The sequence below is a fragment of the Aeromicrobium yanjiei genome, assembly GCF_009649075.1.
GTDB lineage: Bacteria > Actinomycetota > Actinomycetes > Propionibacteriales > Nocardioidaceae > Aeromicrobium > Aeromicrobium yanjiei.
Map to the genome: position 1 here is coordinate 2,008,948 of NZ_CP045737.1, position 19,354 is coordinate 2,028,301.

Here is a 19,354-nt window from a genome sequence, read left to right on the forward strand (position 1 = left end):
GCGGGTCACGACGAGACCTCGTCGAGGACCGACCGCAGCGTGGTCACTGCATCGGCCGCCTGGTCCTCGGACAGGATCAGGGGCGGGGCCAGCCGGAGGCGGTCGGGCGTGGGGTTGTTGAGGATCAGCCCGGCCTCGAGCGCCGCCTTGTGCGCCTCGGCCGCCACGGGCTCGCGCAGCACGACACCGAGGAGCAGGCCCCGGCCGGTGACGTCCGCGACGAGCGGGTGGTCCTGGAGGCCACGGCGGATCTGGTCGCCGATCGTGGTGACGTGCGCGAGCAGCCCGTAGTTCTCGATGGTCTCGATCACGGCGAGGGCGGCCGACGTGGCGACCGCATTGCCGCCGAACGTCGTGCCGTGGTTGCCAGGCTGCAGCAGGGTCGCCGCAGGTCCGACCGCGAGGCACGCGCCGATCGGGATGCCGCCCCCGAGCCCCTTGGCCACGGTGACGATGTCGGGCACGATGCCCGCCTCGGAGTACGCGAACCAGGCGCCGGTGCGGCCCATCCCGGTCTGCACCTCGTCCATCCAGAGCAGCGCGCCGTGCCGGCTCGTGATGTCACGTGCGGCCTGGAGGTAGCCGTCCGGGGGCACGACCACGCCGGCCTCGCCCTGGATCGGCTCGAGCAGCACCGCCGCGACCGTGTCGTCGACCGCGGCCTCGAGCGCTGCGGTGTCGCCGTACGGCACGAAGACGACATCGCCCGGCAACGGCTCGAACGGGGCGCGGTACGCCTCTTTGGACGTCAGCGCGAGCGCCCCCATCGTCCGGCCGTGGAATGCGCCCTCGGCCGCGACGACCTTGGTGCGCCCGGTGCGCCGCGTGAGCTTGAACGCCGCCTCGTTGGCCTCGGTGCCGGAGTTGGTGAAGAACACCCGGCTGTCGTGCCCGACGAGCCCGGTCAGCCGCTCGGCCAGCGTGATCTGCGGCTCGGTCGCGAAGAAGTTGGAGGTGTGGCCGAGGGTCGTGAGCTGCCGGGTGACGGCCTCGACGATCGCCGGGTGACCGTGGCCGAGCGCGTTGACCGCGATGCCCGCCAGCAGGTCGAGGTATCGCGTGCCGTCGGCGTCCCAGACGTACGCACCCTCACCCCGCACGAGCATGCGCGCGGGGGTGCCGAAGGTGTTCATGACGGCACCCTCGTAGCGCTCGGACCACGTGGTCATGACGTCCCCTTGTCGACGCTCGTCGCGTACAGCGCGGTGCGCAGCCGGGTCGTGGCGCCGGGCACGACCTGCGTGCCGACGCCCTCGTCGGTGAAGATCTCCAGCAGGACCGCGTGGGGCTCGCGTCCGTCGACCACGGTCGCGCGCTTGACGCCGCCCTCGACCGCCTTGAGGCACGCGGTCATCTTGGGGATCATCCCGCTGGCCAGCTCGGGGATCAGCTCGGAGAGCGCCTCGGGGCCGATCTCGCCGATCACGTCGGTGCTGTCGGGCCAGTCGGCGTAGAGCCCCTCGACATCGGTCAGCACGAGCAGCTTCTCCGCACCCAGCGCGACCGCGAGTGCCGCGGCCGCGGTGTCGGCGTTGACGTTGTGGACCTGCCCGTGGTCGTCGGGCGCGACGGTCGAGACCACCGGGATGCGTCCGGCGTCGATGAGGTCCTGGACGGCCTCGGGGCGTACGCCCACGACCTCGCCCACCAGGCCGATGTCGGTCTCGACCCCGTCGATCACCGGGGTGGTCCGACGAGCCCTGAACAGGCCGCCGTCCTCGCCCGACATGCCCACGGCGAGGTCACCGTGCTGGTTGAGCAGGCCCACGAGCTCGCGGCCGACCTGACCCGTGAGCACCATCCGCACGACGTCCATCGTCTCCGGGGTCGTGACGCGCAGGCCACCACGGAACTCCGACTCGATGCCGAGCTTGTCGAGCATCGCATTGATCTGCGGGCCGCCGCCGTGCACGACGACGGGCTTGAAGCCGGCCATGCGCAGGAACACGATGTCCTCCGCGAAGGCCTCCTTCAGCGTGTCGTTGGTCATCGCGTTGCCGCCGTACTTCACCACGATCACCTTGTCGTGGTACTTCTTCAGCCACGGCAGCGCCTCGGCGAGCGTGGCAGCCTTGGCCGTGGCCTTCTTCCACTCCGAGGGGTTCCAGATGTGGTCGGGTGCGTCGAAGTCAGGGGTCATGAGGAGTACGCCGAGTTCTCGTGGACGTACGCCTGGGTGAGGTCGTTCGTCCAGATGGTGCCCGACTGGTCGCCGGACTTGAGGTCGATGGTCACCGAGACCGCGCGGGCCTCGAGGTCGATGGAGTCCGGTGACTCCCCCGGCCCGCTGTTGCGGCAGACCCAGACGTCGTTGAGCGCGACGTCGAGATCGGCCGGGTCGAAGGTCGCCCGGGTCGTGCCGACCGAGGCCAGGATGCGTCCCCAGTTGGGGTCCTTGCCGAAGATCGCGCACTTGAAGAGGTTGCTCCGCGCGACCGAGCGACCGACCTCCAGGGCGTCGTCGACGGTCGCGGCGTTCACGACCTCGATCGCGATCTCGTGGTCGGCGCCCTCGGCATCGGCCAGCAGCTGCATCGCGAGGTCGTGGCACACGGCGGTGACCGCATCCGTGAACGTTGCGGCGTCCGGCGTGGTGCCCGAGGCACCGGACGCCATCAGCAGCACGGTGTCGTTGGTCGACTGGCAGCCGTCGGAGTCGAGACGGTCGAAGGTCCGGGCGGTGGCCGAGCGCAGCGCGGCGTCGACGGTCGCGGAGTCGACGTCTGCGTCGGTCGTGATCACCACGAGCATCGTGGCCAGCGCGGGCGCGAGCATGCCGGCTCCCTTGGCCATGCCACCCACCGTGAAGCCGTCCGCCTGCACGACGGCCTCCTTGGCGACCGAGTCGGTCGTCATGATCGCGGTCGCCGCGGTGTGCCCGCCGTCGCGGCTCTGGCCCTCGACGGCCGCACGGACGCCGCTCAGCAGCGCCTCACGGTCGTTGAGCAGCCCGATCAGGCCGGTCGAGCAGACCTGCACGTCGATCGCGCCGATGTCGAGCATCTCGGCGACGGTCTCGGCGGTGCGGTGGGTGGTCGCGAAGCCCTCGGCGCCGGTGTAGCAGTTCGCTCCGCCGGAGTTGATCGCGACCGCGACGGCCGATCCGGTCTGGATCGCCTTCTCGCTCCACAGCACCGGGTTGGCCTTGCACCGGTTGCTCGTGAACACCGCCGAGGCGGCGCTCGAGGGGCCCTGGTTGACCACCACCGCCACATCGGGCGCGCCGGTGGACTTGAGCCCGGCCGCCACGCCGTGCGCGGTGAATCCCTGTGCGGCGGTGACGCTCATGGGGCAAGTCCGATCGTGTCGAGGCCCGTGGTCTCGTCGAGGCCGAGGGCGAGGTTCATGGACTGGATCGCGCCGCCCGCGGTGCCCTTGACGAGGTTGTCGATCGCGGACACCACGACCAGTCGGCGGGCGCGCTCGTCGATCGCAACCTGCAGATGCGCCGTGTTGGCTCCCAGGGTCGCAGCGGTGGTCGGCCACTGCCCCTCGGGCAGCAGGTGCAGGTAGGGCTCGTCGCCGTACGCCGCCTCGTACACCGCGCGCACGGCAGCGAGGTCGACGCCGTCCTTGAGTCGGGCCGTCGTCGTGGCCAGGATGCCGCGGGCCATCGGGACGAGCGTCGGGGTGAACGAGATCGAGACCTCGTCCGCGCCGGCGAGCCGCAGGTTCTGCATGATCTCCGGGACGTGACGGTGGGTGCCGCCGACGCCGTACGGGGACGCGGCCCCGAGGCCCTCGGCGGCGAGCAGGTTGGCCTTGGGCGCCTTGCCCGCGCCGGAGTAGCCGTTGGCGAGGACCGCGACGAGGTCCGTGGCCTCCACGAGCCCGGCCGCGACGGCGGGCTGGATGCCGAGCGTGATCGCCGTGACGTTGCAGCCCGGCACGGCGATGCGATCGACGCCCCTCAACGCGTCGCGCTGGCGACCCTCGCCGACGATGAGCTCGGGGAGCCCGTACGGCCAGGTGCCCGCGTGCTCTCCCCCGTAGAACTCGGTCCAGTCCTCGGCGGACTGCAGCCGGAAGTCGGCGCCCAGGTCGATGACCAGGGTGTCGTCGCCCAGCTGCGCGGCCACCGCGCCCGACTGCCCGTGCGGCAGGCCGAGGAACACGACGTCGTGGCCGGACAGGGTCTCGGCGTTGGTGGGCAGCAGCACCCGGTCGGCCAGCGGCACGAGGTGCGGGTGGTGCCCGCCGAGGGCGGTGCCTGCGCTCGAGGCCGCGGTCAGGGCGCCGATCTCGACGCCCGGGTGCGACAGCAGGAGGCGCAGCACCTCACCACCGGCGTATCCGCTCGCGCCCGCCACGGCGACGGTGATCGTGGTCATGTCTCCACCTTTGCAGAACTGGTCATGGGCGTACGTCGTCAGTCGGTGCCGAGCTCCATCGCGGCGGCGTCGAGCAGTGCTGCGTCGGCGTCGCTCACGGCGGGGTTGGCCTCGATGCGGGTGGCTCCGCCGGCGGGGAGCTCACCGAACAGGGTGCCGTTCTCGACCAGCACCTGCCCCTGGTCGAGGGGCTGCTCGGCGTAGAGCTCGAGCATCGCGCGCGAGTCGGCGATGTCGAGATTGCGCATCGTGAGCTGGCCGATGCGATCGGTCGGGCCGAACGCGGCGTTCTCGGTGCGCTCCATCGAGAGTTTCTCGGGCTGGTAGCTGAAGGCCGGTCCCTGGGTGTCCATGAGCGAGTAGTCCTCGCCGCGGCGCAGCCGGATCGTGACCTTGCCGGTCACGACGGACGCGATCCAGCGCTGGATCGACTCGCGCAGCATCATCGCCTGCGGGTCGAGCCAGCGGCCCTCGTACATCAGCCGTCCGAGGCGGCGGCCCTGCTGGTGGAAGTTGGCGATCGTGTCCTCGTTGTGGATCGCGTTGAGCAGCCGCTCGTACGCGATGTGCAGCAGGGCCATGCCCGGCGCCTCGTAGATGCCGCGGCTCTTGGCCTCGATGATGCGGTTCTCGATCTGGTCGGACATGCCGAGCCCGTGCCGTCCGCCGATCGCATTGGCCTCGTGCACGAGGGCCACGGGGTCGCCCGCGAAGGTCTCGCCGTTGATCGCGACCGGGCGCCCGGCCTCGAACGACACCGTCACGTCCTCGGTCTCGATCGCGACGGACGGATCCCAGAAGCGGACGCCCATGATCGGCTGGACGGACTCCAGCGAGGTGTCGAGGTGCTCGAGGGTCTTGGCCTCGTGCGTCGCGCCCCAGATGTTGGCGTCGGTCGAGTAGGCCTTCTCCTGGCTGTCGCGGTACGGCAGGCCCCGCTCCGTGAGCCACTGGCTCATCTCGGTGCGGCCGCCGAGCTCGGCGACGAAAGCTGCGTCGAGCCACGGCTTGTAGATGCGCAGCTCAGGATTCGCGAGCAGTCCGTAGCGGTAGAACCGCTCGATGTCATTGCCCTTGAAGGTCGATCCGTCGCCCCAGATGTCGACGCCGTCCTCGTGCATCGCGCGCACCAGCAGCGTGCCGGTCACGGCGCGGCCGAGCGGCGTGGTGTTGAAGTACGTCCGTCCGCCCGAGCGGATGTGGAACGCGCCACAGGCCAGGGCTGCGAGCCCCTCCTCGACCAGCGGCCGCTTGCAGTCGATCGAGCGGGCGAGCTCGGCGCCGTACTCCATCGCACGACCCGGGATGCCGGAGATGTCCGGCTCGTCGTACTGGCCGATGTCGGCGGTGTAGGTGCAGGGGACGGCGCCCTTGTCGCGCATCCACGCAACCGCGACCGAGGTGTCGAGGCCTCCGGAGAAGGCGATGCCGACGCGCTCGCCGACGGGAAGGCTGGTCAGTACTTTGGACATGGCTCACATTCTTGCATGGACCTGCAAGACTTTGCATTCTGGGTGCGTCTAGGATCCCCAGCATGCTGCGGCCCCTCCTACGCGTGCTCGCCCTGGCGGCCACGGTCGGGCTGCTGGTCGTCCCGGTGCTGGCGTCGTCGCAGGCCCCCCAGCAGGACATCGATCCGCGCTCGGGGCTCATCACCGACTTCCGGGGTGACTACGTCCTGAGCGCCGACGGGACGCTCGCGGCGAAGGAGACGGTCACGACCGAGACCCGGGAGGGACAGCCCGGCGTCGCACGCTCCTGGGACCTGCGCGACCCGTTCGACAGCCACGTGAGGCTGGTGCCGGAGAACATCGCGGTCGAGGTGGACGGGCGCAGCCAGCCCGTCGAGCTGCAGTGGCAGCAGGGACGGCGGGTGCGGGTCGCGCAGATCGCGGACGCCGTCACGGCCGGCACCCACACGTACACGGTCCGCTACACGGTCGACGGTGTGCTCTCCTCCTCGGACGCCGACAGCGGCACCTCCCGTGAGCCGCGGACGCCGTCCGTCCTGCGCTGGGACGTGGTGCCACGAGGCTGGGACGTGGAGATCAAGAGGTCCACGGCTCACCTCACGCTGCCGGCCGGCACCGAGAGCGTCCGGTGCGCGACCGGCCGCGACCCCGACACGACGTGCGACATCACCGGCACGGGCTCCGATCGGATCACGATCACCACCGGGGCGCTGCCCGCGCGTACGCCCGTCACGCTCCGCGCCGGGCTGCCCGTCGAGGCACCCGGCCGCGTCACGGCGCCGTGGCCGGTGCAGCTCGACCGGGCCCTCGGACGGTCGGTCCTGGACCTGGCAGCACTGCTCGTCGCGGCGTTCGCCCTGGGCGGCATCGCGTACGCCCTGGACCGGCGCTCGCGACACGCGGCGCCGCACGTCATCCTGACAGTGCTCGCGTGGGTCTCGCTGATCGCGCTGCTGGCGATCGGCATCCTTGCGCACCCGCCCGTCACGGCCTACCTGCTGCCCGTGGCCGGATGTGCGGTCGGCGGCGCCGGCCTCCTCACCCGCAGGCCCGCCGTCCGCTGAGGCGCGCCTCCCGTCCGCCGACGCGAGGCTCCGGTACGCCGACGCGAGGCTTACGTACGCCGACGCGAGGCTTACGTACGCCGACGCGAGCCTCCGGTACGCCGACGCGAGGCTTACGTACGCCGACGCGAACCTCCGGTACGCCGACGGGAGGCTTGCGTACGCCGACGCGAGCCCCCGGTACGCCGACGGGACATTCCCGTCAGCGGACGGGAGGCTCCCCTCACCGGACCGGGGACTCCCGTCAGAGGCCGGGGGGCTCCCGTCAGCGGACCGGAGGCTCCCGTCAGCGGACCGGGGGCTCCCCTCAGCGGACGGGAGGCGCGCGTCAGCGTCAGGCGCGGAGGGTCGCCCCGTGCTGCTCGTGGGCTGCGGCCACCGCGGACTCGCGGGCGGCGCGGATGTCGTCGTCGGTGAGCGTGCGGTCGGGGGCGCGCAGCCGCAGCGCGAACGCCAGCGACTTGTGCCCCTCGGACACCTGCTCGCCGGCGTAGACGTCGAACAGCCGCGCTGACTCGATCAGCGGACTCGCACCCGCCAGGGTCGCCTCCACGTCCCCGGCGGGGACCGAGGACTCGACGACCAGCGCGAGGTCCTCCTTCGCCACGGGGAAGGTGGAGAACTGCGGGCGCGGACCGACCTCGGGAGAGGCCGCGATCAGCGCGTCGAGGTCGATCTCGGCCGCGACGACCCGCGGCGGCAGTCCGTACGCCTTGAGGACGCGCGGGTGCAGCTCGCCGGCGTGGCCGATGACGACGCCGCCGAGCACGATCGCAGCGCACCGTCCGGGGTGCCACGGCGCGAGCTGCGCCTGCTGCACCTCGACGTCGACGTGGAGCGCGGCCGCGAGGTGCCGGACGATCGCGATCGCGTCGGCCCACACCACCGGGCGACCCGCGCCGGCCCAGCCCGATCGGACGCGCTCGCCGCTCATCACGAGGCCCACGTGGTACGGCTGCGCGGGCAGCGCAGCGTCGAGGGCCGCCAGCTCGTCCTCGGTCGGGCGGCGGTCGACGCCGTAGATCGGGGCTTCCACGTCACCCGCCCGGGGCAGGAAGACCCGCCCGGTCTCGGTGAGGTGGACGTCGGAGTGGCCGCGGCCGACGTTGAGCACGAGGCTGCGCAGCAGCCCCGACAGCAGCGTCGTGGTCATGCCGGGATCCTCCGCGGACAGCGGGTTCTCCAGCAGGACCTGGCGGCGCCGCACGTCGTCCGCGGGAAGCCCGAGCTTGTCCCAGTCGGCCTCGCCGGCGAAGGGGAACGTCTTGACCTCGACGAGCCCCTCGCCCGCGAGGACGTGGCCGGCCCGACGGCGCAGCTTCTGCGCCTTCGTCAGCCCGCGACCCGCGGGCGCAGCCGGGAGGACCGACGGCACCTGGTCGTAGCCGACGACGCGCAGGACCTCCTCGACGACGTCGTACGGATCGGTCAGGTCCGAGCGCCACGGGGGCGGGGTGACCGTGAGCCAGCGGTGGTCGACCCCGACCTCGCAGCCGTTGGCCTCGAGGGCCTCGACCGCCGCGACGGTGTCGATGTCGACACCCGTGACCCGGGCCGGCAGATCGGCGTCGAGCGTGATGTCGGGCAGCACGGGTGCCTCGCCGATGAGGGTCAGCCCCTCCTCGAGCGTGCCGCCACCGTGCTCGACGAGCAGGTCGGCGACCCGGCGCACGGCGCGTGCGGGAAGGGTTGGGTCGACGCCGCGCTCATTGCGCTTGGCGGCCTCGGACGAGAGCTTCTGGGTGCGGGCGGTCCGCGCGATCATCGGCGCGGACCAGACCGCGGCCTCGACCACGACATCGGTCGTGGTCGGGGTCATCTCGACCACCTCGCCGCCCATCACGCCGCCCAGGCCCACGGGGCCCCGGTCGTCGGTGACGACCGCATCGGCCTCGCTCAGGGTGCGGGTCGTGCCGTCGAGCGTCGTCAGCTGCTCCCCCGGCGTCGCCCGCCGCACCACGAGCGGCCCCTTGAGCAGGGACCGGTCGTAGCCGTGGATCGGGAAGCCGAGCTCGAGCATCACGTAGTTGGTGACGTCGACGGCCAGGGAGATCGACCGCATGCCGGCCAGCTCGATGCGCTGAGCGAGCCACGCCGGCGTCGGCCGGGCCGGGTCGATGCCGGTCACGGTGAGCGCGGCGAACACGGGGCACGCGGTCGGGTCCTGGACCTCGACCGGGTACGCGCCGGGGCCGTCGGTCGGGGTCGTGACGGCGTCGATGTCGGCAGGATCGTGGAACGGCACGCCGAACGCGATCGCGGCGTCACGTGCCACGCCGCGCAGCGACAGGGCGTACGCCCGGTCAGGGTTGACCTCGAGGTCGAGGACCTCCTCGCCGAGCCCGAGCAGCTCGATCGCGTCGGCGCCCGGCTCGGCCGAGCCGGGCTCGAGCACGATGATCCCGTCGGCGTCGCCGGACAGGCCGAGCTCCGCACCGGAGCAGATCATGCCGTCCGACACGTGCCCGTAGGTCTTGCGAGCCGAGATCTCGAAGCCGAGCGCAGGCAGCACGGTCCCGGGCAGCGACACGACGACGAGGTCACCTTCGACGAAGTTGTGCGCGCCGCAGACGATGCCGCGCGACGGGACGTCCTCGCCCGGGGCGTCCGGCACGGACGGGTCGTTGTGCGCTCCCACGTCGACGCGGCACCAGTTGATGGTCTTGCCGTTCTTCTGCGGCTCCTTGACCAGGGAAAGGACACGTCCGACGGTCAGCGGGCCGCTGATGCCCGAGGTCGCGATCTCCTCGAGCTTGAGGTCGTACGCCGTGAGGCGCGCGGCGAGGTCGACCGTCGACAGGTCCGCGGGCAGGTCGACGTACTGGCGCAGCCAGGAGACAGGGACACGCATTACAGCTCGATTCCGAAGGGCTCGGTGAAACGGATGTCGCCGTCGAACAGGTCGCGGAGGTCCGCGATGTCGTAGCGCGACGTGATGGTGCGGTCGATGCCGATGCCGAAGGCGAATCCCGAGTAGCGCTCGGGATCGACGCCGCAGGCGACGAGGACGCGCGGGTTGACGACGCCGCAGCCGCCCCACTCGACCCAGCCCTCGCCCTTGCAGGTGCGGCAGTCGGCAACTGCGTCGGGCTCGTTGTGGCACACGTAGCAGAGCAGGTCCATCTCGGCGCTCGGCTCGGTGAACGGGAAGTACGACGGACGGAACCGCGTGGTCATGCCGTCGCCGTAGATCGCCTGCGCGAAGTGGTCGAGAGTGCCCTTGAGGTGGGCCATCGAGAGACCCTCGTCGATCGCGAGGCCCTCGACCTGGTGGAACACCGGCGAGTGGGTCGCGTCGAGCTCGTCGGTGCGGAAGACCCGTCCGGGGCACGCGATGTAGATGGGCGGCTTGCGGGTCAGCATCGTGCGGGCCTGCACGGGCGAGGTGTGGGTGCGCAGCACCATCGCAGCCTTCTCCGGCGTCACCCAGAAGGTGTCCTGCATCGTGCGTGCTGGGTGGTCGGGGCCCAGGTTGAGCGCGTCGAAGTTGAGCCACTCGGCCTCGACCTCGGGCCCCTCGGCGATCTCCCAGCCCATCGCGACGAAGATGTCGGCGATGTGCTCGGACAGGGTCGTGACCGGGTGGCGCGCGCCGACCGGGGCGACGTCCCACGGCAGGGTGACGTCGACGGCCTCGGTTGCGAGCGCCTTCTCCTCCTCGGCCGCCTCGACCTCGGACGTACGCGCTGCGAGCGCCTGGTTGATCGCGCCGCGCGCCTGACCGACACGCTGGCCGGCCTCCTTGCGCGCCTGCGGGGGCAGGGCACCGATCTCCCGGTTGGCCAGCGCGATCGGCGACCGGTCGCCCACGTGGTCGATGCGGACCTGCTTGAGGTCGTCGAGGGTCACGGCGGCGGCGATCGCCGCCAGGGCCTCGTCCCGCATGCGCTCGACCTCGTCGGCGTGCAGCGGGGTGACCTCCACGGGATCGTACGAGGAGTTGGGCGCGGACATGGATGCCTTCCGGAGAGCACAGGTGGTCGAGCGGGCGAGCTCTACTGAGTTTATCGGTCGTTCCCCGGAAGGGTCAGTCGGTCATCGAGTCGGGCTCGTTGATCGGGAACCAGACCCGGATCCGCGCCCCACCGCCCTCGGAGTCACCGATCTGGGTGACCCCGCCGTGCTCCTCCACGATGCCCCGCACGATGTACATCCCCAGGCCGCTGCCGGCACCCGGACCCGAGCGCCAGAACCGGCTGAACACGCGCTGGCGCATCTCCTCGGGGATGCCCGGACCGTGGTCGTGCACCTCGAGGGCGACCCCCTCCTCGTAGGAGGGGTGCCGCTCGTTCTGCACCACGACCTCCTTGAGGCCGAAGCCGTGGCGCATCGCGTTCTCGACCAGGTTGGTGACGACCTGGTGGATGCGGTCGCTGTCGCCCCAGATCAGGTCGAGATCGTCCTTGATGCTGACCTCGAACGGATCGGTCGCACCGCCGGACACGCTCGTGAGGACGTGCCGGACGACCTCGTCGAGCTTGACCGGGCCACGCTTGAGGGTCAGTCGGCCCGCGTCGATGCGTGCGGCGTCGAGCAGCTCGGTGATGAGCCGGCTCAGCCGGTCCGCGTCGGAGTCGACCGTCTCCAGCATGAGCTGGCGCTGCTCCTCGGTGAACTTGTCCCACTTGCTCAGCAGCGTGGCCGTGAAGCCCTTGATGCCGGTCAGGGGTGAGCGCAGCTCGTGCGCCACCGTGGCGACCAGGTCGGAGCGCTCACGGTCGGCCTGGTTGCGGATGCGCGCATTGCGCACACTGACGACGACCCGTTGCACCGGACCGCCGCGGCGCTCGCGCACGAGCGAGGCGGTGATGAGGTACTCGCTGCCCTTGGGCGACCACCACGAGGACTCCGACGTGCGGGTACGGATGTTCAGACCGTCGTAGGGGCGGTTGCAGTCGTACCAGGAGTTGCCGTTGAGGTCGTCGAACGGGACGGCGTCGGACAGGTGCATGCCGAGCATCTCGTCCCCGACCGCACGTGCCATGAGCTTGATCCGCGGATTGACGTACTCGACCAACCCGTCCGCGCCGGCGATGATGACGCCGTCCGGGTAGTCGTCGTAGTCCATGACGAGAGAATCTAGTACCAATGGACTAGTTCCGACGAGACCGGTCCCGATGTTTCAGTCGTCGTGTCGCGCCCGAGCCGTCGCGTAGAGGCACACCGCCGCCGCGGTGGCGAGGTTGAGACTCTCCGCCCGGCCGTAGATCGGCACCGACACGACCGCGTCCGCCAGGTCCCGGGTCGCGGCCGGCAGCCCCCACGCCTCGTTGCCCATGAGCCAGGCGGTGGGGGCCGACAGGTCGAGCGAGTCGTCGAACAGGCCGACGTCTCCCCCGCCGTCGGCCGCGAGCACCTGGAACCCGGCCTCCTGCAGCGCGAGCAGTGCGCCCGCGGTGTCCCGCTCGATCACGAGGGGCAGGTGGAAGATGCTGCCGACCGTCGCACGTACGGACTTGGGGTTGTAGGGATCGACGCTGTCGCCCACCAGGACTACCCCGTCCGCGCCCGCGGCGTCGGCGCAACGGATCACCGCTCCGGCGTTGCCGGGGTCGCGGATGTCGGCGCAGACCACCACGAACGTCGGTGACCGGTCCAGCAGCACCTCCAGCGGCCGGTCGAGCATCGCGCAGCGAGCCACGACGCCCTGCGGCTGCACGGTGTCGGCGATGGCCTCGACGACGTCGTCGGTCACGACGTGCCACTCGACCTGGGCCTGGCGGGCGGCCTCCACCAGATCGGTGTGCTGATCGGTCGCGGCGGCGGTCGCGAACACCTCGAGGGTGGTGCCGGGTGAGGCGAGCGCCTCGCGCACGGCCTGCGGACCCTCGGCGAGGAATTCGCGCCGATCGGTCCGGAACGCACGAGTGGCGAGCCGCCTGGCGTGCTTGACGCGTCCTGAACGGACGGTCAGCTCACCAGGCGTGCTCGCCACCATGGTTCGTGCTTCAGCTCTTGACGGTCGCAGCGGTCAGGCCGCGGCGCCGTCCTTGGGAGCGTTGACGTCGGCCGGAAGGTTGTCCTTCGCGGTCTGCACGAGCGCCGAGAACGCGGCAGGCTCGTTGACGGCCAGCTCGGCCAGGATCTTGCGGTCGACCTCGACACCCGCGGCCTTGAGGCCCTGGATGAAGCGGTTGTACGTCATGCCCTCGGCGCGGACCGCAGCGTTGATGCGCTGGATCCAGAGACGACGGAAGTCGCCCTTCTTGGCCTTGCGGTCGCGGTAGCTGTAGACCAGGGAGTGAGTGACCTGCTCCTTGGCCTTGCGGTACAGGCGCGAACGCTGGCCGCGGTAGCCCGCAGCGCGCTCGAGTGTCTGACGGCGCTTCTTTTGTGCATTGACTGAGCGCTTGACGCGTGCCATCTCAGTTCTCCTTAAATTCTAGGGATTTGGGGTGGGAACGCGGTCAGAGACCGAGCATCTTCTTCACACGCGGGACGTCGTTCTTGGAGACGGCCGTGGTGCCGTCGAGGCGGCGCTTGCGCTGCGACGACTTGACCTCGAGGAGGTGACGACGGTTGGTCTGCTCGCGACGCAGCTTGCCGCTGCCGGTGAGCTTGACGCGCTTCTTCATCCCCGAGTGGGGCTTGAACTTCGGCATTTATGCCTCCATGTCTGGGTCGAGGTTCTCTGAACGACGACGGGGCTTCTTGGGGGTCGCGACGGCCTGGGCGGCCTCACGGTGGGCCTTGACCTCGGCCTCCTCGGCTGCCTTGTCGGCGGCCTTCGCATCCATGCTCTTGACCTTTTCGGCCTTGACCTCGGCCTGGGCCTCGGACTTCTTCTTGTGCGGACCGAGCACCATGGTCATGTTGCGGCCGTCCTGACGGGCGTTGGACTCGATGAACCCGAGATCCTCCACGTCGGCGGCGAGACGCTGCAGCAGGCGGTAGCCCAGCTCGGGGCGGTGCTGCTCACGTCCACGGAACATGATCGTGATCTTGACCTTGTCGCCGGCCTTGAGGAATCGGACGACGTGACCCTTTTTGGTGTCGTAGTCGTGCTGATCGATCTTGGGACGCAGCTTCATCTCTTTGATGATGGTGTTCGTCTGGTTCCGACGGGACTCGCGAGCCTTCTGTGCGGTCTCGTACTTGAACTTGCCGTAGTCCATGAGACGGCAGACGGGCGGACGAGCTGTGGGCGCCACCTCGACGAGATCGAGATCGGCTTCCGCAGCCAGTCGCAGGGCATCTTCGATACGAACGATGCCGACCTGTTCACCGCCAGGACCGACGAGGCGTACTTCGGGCACTCGGATTCGGTCGTTGACGCGCAGCTCTGTGGTGATGGATCCTCCTGGGGTCGTGTGGAGGGCCCAAAAAAATAAGGCCCCCGTACGAAACGGACGCCACCGTCGCATCATTCCCCGGCAAGGGAAATACGCAACCAAGGCCCCCTTGATCTCGGTCTTCACCGCACACAAGAGAACCGCTACCCCGCAGTCAGGAACCACACAGGTGGGAGGTGACCTCCACTTCGTCCTCAAGGTTATCAGCGCCCGTGCCGGATCGTGAAATCCGACCCGCCGGAACGGCCGTCTTGTTGCCTGCGCGAAACACCGATGTCGTCGCGCGGAAAACTCGCCGGGCGACGATGGTGCCATGCTCTGGCGCGTACGCACGACCCTCGCCGACCGGCCCGGCAACCTGGCCTCGATCGCCCTGGCGTGCGGACAGGCCGAGCTGAACATCGTCTCGCTGCAGGTCTTCCCCACCACGCCGCTCGTGACCGACGAGCTCGTCGTCCGCGCGCCCGAGGGCTGGACCGACGTCCGCGTCGCGGAGGTCTTCGAGCGCGCCGGCGGCGCAACGGTCGCCGCGACCCGGGTCGACGACGACGCGATCGCCGATCCCGCGATCCGCTACCTGCGCGGCGTCCACGAGGTCCTGGAGGACGGGCGCGACATCGCCGACGTGCTGCACGAGCTGCTGGAGACCGAGCCCCCGGACGTCGCCGACTACGCGGGTCACGACGTCATGGTCCTGACCCGCCGGGACGGCTCGGAGCTGCAGATCGGCCGGGCGGTCCCGTTCACCGCGGTCGAGCACGAGCGCGCCCGGGCGATGCTGTCACTGGTCAGCGACGCCGGCATCGACGTCCCGCTCATCACCCCGTCCCCGCTCCACGACAGCATCCCGGCGGTCCGCGAGGCGACGCTCGCCGACATCGGGCTCGTCTCCGCCCTGCACGAGCGGTGCAGCGTCGACACGTTGTACGACCGCTACCAGGTGCCGCTCAAGATGCCCATGACCACGCGCATGGCGCGGCGGCTGGTGGTCCCGGACCACGGCTGCGCGCTGGTCGTGCAGGTCGGTGCCGATGCGGTCGGGCACGGCGTCCTCGCGCTCGACGACGACGTCTGGACCTTCCGGCTCATCATCGAGGACGCCTGGCAGGGCCAGGGCATCGGCGCGCTCCTGCTGCGGCAGGCGGCCGGACGCGCGAAGGGCGAGGGAGCCGAGCGGCTCACGTTCGTGACGGCGGGCTCGAACGACGGCCTGCTGCGCGCGGTGGGCGACGCCGGCTTCGTGGCCCGCGTCGAGCGCCACGACGGCAATGTGCACATCACGGTTCCGCTGCGCGACGTGAGGGAGGTCCGCACCGGGTGAGACCGGCCGTCTCCTATGATCTCGGGACCGGTGGGACCGACCACCGACACGATCGCACTCCAGGGGGACACGTGGCACGACAGCTGGCACGGGCATCGGCGGCGCTGGCGCTCACACTGGTCGCCGCCTGCGGAGGTGGCGGCTCCGACGCACCTGCCAAGAAGGCCTCGGCGCCGCCCCCGCGCGTCGAGCTGACCGACCTCGCGGCCTCGCCGTCGGCGCCGTCGGCCACGTACGACGCGCCCATGGACCTCCGGTTGCCGGACGAGTCGTGGCGCGAGGAGTACCGCAAGGTGGCCGCCCGGCTGTCGGCCATGATGCGCAGCGCGATGACGGATCCCGCCGGCTGGCAGCTGACGTCAGACAAGGCGGCGTACTCCCTCGTCTACGGCAAGTTCGACGTCACCGAGAGCTCGGGCAGCTACTTGGCCAACACCCTGTACAAGAAGGCGCGCAGCAAGGCCGAACCGCGCGAGCGCATCGGCCACCGGGTCGCGAGCATCTTCCCGAAGGACGGCATGCCACGACGGGTCCGCGCGTACAAGGTCGGCTGGACCGCACAGGAGGTCAAGGACGGGCTGAAGGTCAGTGCGCAGGCGTGGGTCGGCTACGACGTGGGCAAGCCCGCTCCGGTGCTGATCACTCGCGAGCTGACGGTGACGATCATGCGACGCGACGACCGCTTCGACTACCGGGTGGCCTCGCCGCAGTACGGCACCTACACAGACAGCTGCTCGTCCCCGGTCGACGGCGTGCTCCGCCCCCCGTCGGACGGGCTCGATCGCGCGATGATCCCGGCCTGGCAGAAGGAGACCGGCGACAAAACGGTTCGGCCACTCAAGACGGCGTTCGCCGAGGTCGTCGCAGCGGGCGGATCGAAGGTGTCCGCGGCCAAGACCCGCGCGAAGGCGAAGAAGTGTCTGGCCAAGGGCGCAGCGAAGTCCTGAGGTCGCAGGGCAAAACGGTGGCGTCCCGGGGGTTGTGGTGGTGGTCAAGCGCCCCGATACTGACCGGACCGACATCGATGCAGGGGGACGCATGACGCACGCACGAGCACGACGTTGTCTGACAGTGGGAGTGGCGGCACTGGGTGCCGTGTCGTTGATCGCGGGGCTCAGCTCCGGGGCCTCCGCCGCGACGAAGAAGGTGCGCAAGCCGGTGGTGAAGTCGCTCGCCAATCCCGGCGTCGTGCAAGGAACCGACGGCCGCTGGGTCATCCACGGCACCGGCAGCTGGGCCAGCCACTCGGTGACGGTGTCGAAGGGCACCAGCGCTGCGGGCCCGTACGCGGGCGTCCAGAAACGCAGGCTCCTCAAGGAGTCCACGGTGCCGACGTGGATGGGCGCCACCAAGGAGGGCGAGCGCAACCGGAGCATCTGGGCGCCGTCGGTGGCCCGGTCCGGCGGGACGTACGTCGCGTACTTCGCGGTGACCGTCAAGGGAGCCGGCAGCGCGCGGTGCATCGGCACCGGGGTCAGCACCAACGCGCGAGGCCCCTTCACGGCCAGCCCCAAGGCGTTGGCGTGCTGGAAGGGCTCGGGCGCCAAGCCGTATGACCAGATCGCGTCCGAGGGCAAGGGCTTCTCCCTGATCGACCCCACGCCCACCTGGTTGAGCAGCACCCAGCTGGTGCTGACCTACAAGACGCAGATCAAGAGGAACGGCAAGTGGCACACCACGACGCGGCTGCTGCAGCTCGACCCTGCGGATCCCACGCGCGTCGCCGCCCAGCACGGCAAGAGCATCAAGATCAGCGATGCGCGGAGCAAGTACATCGAGGAGAACCCGGTGCTGGTCAAGCGCGGCAGCAGGTACACGCTGTTCACGTCGTTCGGCTGGTACGGCACGTGCAACTACCGCACCCGCTACCACCAGAGCAAGAACCTCTGGAGCTCCAGGTCCTGGCTGAAGGCCAAGCACACCAACCTGAAGTTCCCCAAGAACACCAACACGTGCGGGAACGGGAACGCCCAGGTCGTCAACACCGGCAGCGACAAGTGGCTCATCTTCTTCAACGGCCACGCCAACCGCAAGAAGACGCCCGGCGGCCCCTCGAACGTCTACGTGGGAACCGTCAAGTGGAAGTCCGCGAAGCCCTACGTGAGCAAGGTGCGCTCCTAGCGCGCCTAGACGACCCAGGCCGGGCCGGCATCGGTGCGCGTCAGCCGGTGACCGGCCGCCAGGTGCTCCACGTCCTCGGTCTCGATGACCGTGAACCCGGGGCTCGCGAGGTCCAGCAGGATCGCGGCCGCTCCTTCGTCCAGGGTTGCCCGGGCGGCATCGCGCCCCAGGATCGGGACGGGGCGCGCCTTCGGGTCCCACGCGGCCATCGTCTGGACGCTGCTGAACGCGAGCAGGGCCTGCCGGCCGTCGGCGCCGGTCATCAGGACGGCGGCCATGTCGGCGTTCTTGTCGCCTGCGGCCGGGGTCTCCCCCAGCAGTGCGACGATCGGGACGAACACCCGCACGTCCGGCAGGGCCTGCAACACCGCGACGTCGTCACCGAGGGCGGCCGCGAGCTCGGGCGCGACGGTGCCGTCGTCGCCGGGGAACTGCGGGCTGGCCAGTGAGCGGTCGTGTCCGTGCACCATCAGCCGAGCCGTCCCCGCAGGTAGGCGACCGCCTCACGGGCGTAGCGCCCGTCGCTGCCCTGGATCGCGAACAGCATGACCCGCTCGTCGTCCTTGGTCACGAGGGTCGGCCACGGCGCACCGGTGTTCATCGCAAAGCCCTCGATGTCGGACCACTGCACGCGGTGCCGGCGATAGCCGTTGAGCACCTCGAGGCCCTCGTCGGTCGCCCGGACGTAGCTGCGACCGACGCCGTGCAGCAGCGCGAGCACCGCCAGGATGAAGATCCAGAGCGTGACCGTCTCCGCGGTCGTGAAGTAGATCTCGTCGGGCAGCGCGTACGCGATGACCGCGGTGATCACCAGCATGATCACCGCGACGGCGTACGCGACGACGCGCGCGCCGCCGGGACGGAAGGTCCTCATATCCGGCACGCGAGGATGTCCGTGACCAGGATGCCGCGGGCACCCAGCCCGTAGAGCGCGTCCATGATCTTCTGGGAGGCGTCGCGCGGCACCATCGAGCGCACCGCGACCCAGCCCTCGCGGTGCAGCGGGGACACGGTCGGCGACTCGATGCCGGGCGTCAGCTCGACGGCCCGCTCGACCTGCTCGGCGCGGATGTCGTAGTCCATCATCACGTACGTCCGCGCGACGAGGACGCTGTCGATGCGGCGCTTGAACACGGCGAAGCCGTCGGGCTCGGGGGCGCCGTGGCGGGTGATGAGGACCGCCTCGGAGGCCAGGATCGGCTCACCGAACACCTCGAGGTCGGCCTGGCGCAGGGTGCTGCCGGTCTCCACGACGTCGGCGATCGCGTCGGCGACGCCGAGGCGCACCGAGGACTCGACCGCACCGTCGAGGCGCACGACGTCGGCCGAGATGCCCCGCTCGGCGAGGTAGGCGCCGACGATGCCCTCGTACGACGTCGCGATGCGGCTGCCCTCGAGGTCCTCGATCGACGTCATCGTGCCGATCGGCGCGGCGAAGCGGAACGTCGAGGCGCCGAAGCCGAGGGTGATGTTCTCGGTGGCGTCCGCCTGCGAGTCGAGCAGGAGGTCACGGCCCGTGATGCCCGCGTCGAGCGTGCCCTCCCCCACGTAGATCGCGATGTCGCGAGGACGCAGGTAGAAGAACTCGACGTCGTTGTCGGGATCGATCGTGACGAGGTCCTTGGCGTTGCGGCGCTGCCGGTAGCCGGCCTCGAGGAGCATCTGGGCGGCGGACTCGGCCAGCGCGCCCTTGTTGGGAACGGCGATCTTCAGCATGGGGTCTCTTCTCGGGAGGTCAGTGACGAAGGCGGAG

General features: G+C 70.4%; 19 protein-coding genes. 4 read left to right on the top strand and 15 right to left on the bottom strand.

Features of this window, described 5'->3' with window-relative positions; genetic code table 11:
* Positions 1–5 precede the first annotated feature (5 nt).
* Genes GEV26_RS09955 through argG form a run of 5 tightly spaced genes read right to left on the bottom strand, consistent with a single transcriptional unit; the run spans position 6 to position 5,803 of the window.
* Entirely contained in the window at positions 6–1,169 is a 1,164-nt protein-coding gene (locus GEV26_RS09955; RefSeq protein WP_153652923.1) for an acetylornithine transaminase, read from the bottom strand.
* The gene (gene argB, locus GEV26_RS09960; protein WP_153652924.1) at positions 1,166–2,140 is read right to left on the bottom strand and encodes an acetylglutamate kinase; all 975 of its coding nucleotides are present in this window, start codon (positions 2,138–2,140) and stop codon (positions 1,166–1,168) included. The genes GEV26_RS09955 and argB overlap by 4 nt, the downstream gene beginning before the upstream one ends.
* Positions 2,137–3,288, bottom strand: coding sequence for a bifunctional glutamate N-acetyltransferase/amino-acid acetyltransferase ArgJ (gene argJ, locus GEV26_RS09965; protein ID WP_153652925.1), 1,152 nt, complete (start codon positions 3,286–3,288; stop codon positions 2,137–2,139). The genes argB and argJ overlap by 4 nt, the downstream gene beginning before the upstream one ends.
* Positions 3,285–4,331: an N-acetyl-gamma-glutamyl-phosphate reductase gene (gene argC / locus GEV26_RS09970; protein WP_153652926.1), complete on the bottom strand. Its 1,047-nt coding sequence runs from the start codon at positions 4,329–4,331 to the stop codon at positions 3,285–3,287. Before argC ends, argJ begins: the two co-directional genes overlap by 4 nt.
* A gap of 38 nt (positions 4,332–4,369) precedes the next feature.
* Positions 4,370–5,803: an argininosuccinate synthase gene (gene argG, locus GEV26_RS09975; RefSeq protein ID WP_153652927.1), complete on the bottom strand. Its 1,434-nt coding sequence runs from the start codon at positions 5,801–5,803 to the stop codon at positions 4,370–4,372.
* Between the two features lie 62 nt (positions 5,804–5,865).
* Here argG and GEV26_RS09980 point away from each other — a divergent pair, with 62 nt between their 5' ends.
* Positions 5,866–6,867 (top strand): DUF2207 domain-containing protein, encoded by a 1,002-nt coding sequence (locus GEV26_RS09980; protein ID WP_153652928.1) that lies wholly within the window; start codon positions 5,866–5,868, stop codon positions 6,865–6,867.
* A gap of 334 nt (positions 6,868–7,201) precedes the next feature.
* Here the strand turns inward: GEV26_RS09980 and pheT are convergent, their stop codons facing one another.
* The 7 genes from pheT to infC form a co-directional block, all read right to left on the bottom strand.
* Positions 7,202–9,718 carry a phenylalanine--tRNA ligase subunit beta gene (gene pheT, locus GEV26_RS09985; RefSeq protein WP_153652929.1) on the bottom strand — a complete coding sequence of 839 codons (2,517 nt, stop codon included), beginning with the start codon at positions 9,716–9,718 and terminating at the stop codon, positions 7,202–7,204.
* The gene (gene pheS / locus GEV26_RS09990) at positions 9,718–10,821 is read right to left on the bottom strand and encodes a phenylalanine--tRNA ligase subunit alpha (RefSeq protein WP_153652930.1); all 1,104 of its coding nucleotides are present in this window, start codon (positions 10,819–10,821) and stop codon (positions 9,718–9,720) included. Before pheS ends, pheT begins: the two co-directional genes overlap by 1 nt.
* A gap of 73 nt (positions 10,822–10,894) precedes the next feature.
* Complete coding sequence (locus GEV26_RS09995; protein ID WP_153652931.1) at positions 10,895–11,935, bottom strand: sensor histidine kinase; 1,041 nt, start codon at positions 11,933–11,935, stop codon at positions 10,895–10,897.
* A 54-nt stretch (positions 11,936–11,989) separates the two neighbouring features.
* Positions 11,990–12,802 carry a TrmH family RNA methyltransferase gene (locus GEV26_RS10000; protein ID WP_243838693.1) on the bottom strand — a complete coding sequence of 271 codons (813 nt, stop codon included), beginning with the start codon at positions 12,800–12,802 and terminating at the stop codon, positions 11,990–11,992.
* A gap of 36 nt (positions 12,803–12,838) precedes the next feature.
* Positions 12,839–13,231: a 50S ribosomal protein L20 gene (gene rplT / locus GEV26_RS10005; protein ID WP_108578164.1), complete on the bottom strand. Its 393-nt coding sequence runs from the start codon at positions 13,229–13,231 to the stop codon at positions 12,839–12,841.
* A gap of 43 nt (positions 13,232–13,274) precedes the next feature.
* Positions 13,275–13,469 carry a 50S ribosomal protein L35 gene (rpmI, locus tag GEV26_RS10010; protein WP_108578165.1) on the bottom strand — a complete coding sequence of 65 codons (195 nt, stop codon included), beginning with the start codon at positions 13,467–13,469 and terminating at the stop codon, positions 13,275–13,277.
* Positions 13,470–14,231 (bottom strand): translation initiation factor IF-3, encoded by a 762-nt coding sequence (gene infC / locus GEV26_RS10015; protein ID WP_153655048.1) that lies wholly within the window; start codon positions 14,229–14,231, stop codon positions 13,470–13,472.
* Between the two features lie 241 nt (positions 14,232–14,472).
* Between infC and GEV26_RS10020 the strand changes: the two genes are divergently transcribed.
* The 3 genes from GEV26_RS10020 (at position 14,473) to GEV26_RS10030 (ending at position 17,601) form a co-directional block, all read left to right on the top strand.
* Positions 14,473–15,480 carry a GNAT family N-acetyltransferase gene (locus GEV26_RS10020; protein ID WP_153652933.1) on the top strand — a complete coding sequence of 336 codons (1,008 nt, stop codon included), beginning with the start codon at positions 14,473–14,475 and terminating at the stop codon, positions 15,478–15,480.
* Positions 15,481–15,551: 71 nt separating this feature from the next.
* Positions 15,552–16,427 carry a hypothetical protein gene (locus GEV26_RS10025; RefSeq protein ID WP_153652934.1) on the top strand — a complete coding sequence of 292 codons (876 nt, stop codon included), beginning with the start codon at positions 15,552–15,554 and terminating at the stop codon, positions 16,425–16,427.
* A 124-nt stretch (positions 16,428–16,551) separates the two neighbouring features.
* Positions 16,552–17,601 (top strand): family 43 glycosylhydrolase, encoded by a 1,050-nt coding sequence (locus GEV26_RS10030; protein WP_194839814.1) that lies wholly within the window; start codon positions 16,552–16,554, stop codon positions 17,599–17,601.
* Between the two features lie 5 nt (positions 17,602–17,606).
* Here the strand turns inward: GEV26_RS10030 and GEV26_RS10035 are convergent, their stop codons facing one another.
* Genes GEV26_RS10035 through hisG form a run of 3 tightly spaced genes read right to left on the bottom strand, consistent with a single transcriptional unit; the run spans position 17,607 to position 19,317 of the window.
* Positions 17,607–18,071 (bottom strand): SseB family protein, encoded by a 465-nt coding sequence (locus tag GEV26_RS10035; protein ID WP_153652936.1) that lies wholly within the window; start codon positions 18,069–18,071, stop codon positions 17,607–17,609.
* Positions 18,071–18,475, bottom strand: a complete 405-nt coding sequence (locus GEV26_RS10040) for a PH domain-containing protein (RefSeq protein ID WP_153652937.1) — start codon at positions 18,473–18,475, stop codon at positions 18,071–18,073. The genes GEV26_RS10035 and GEV26_RS10040 overlap by 1 nt, the downstream gene beginning before the upstream one ends.
* On the bottom strand, positions 18,472–19,317 hold the full coding sequence (gene hisG / locus GEV26_RS10045) for an ATP phosphoribosyltransferase (protein ID WP_153652938.1): 846 nt from the start codon (positions 19,315–19,317) through the stop codon (positions 18,472–18,474). The genes GEV26_RS10040 and hisG overlap by 4 nt, the downstream gene beginning before the upstream one ends.
* Between the last annotated feature and the right edge of the window lie 37 nt (positions 19,318–19,354).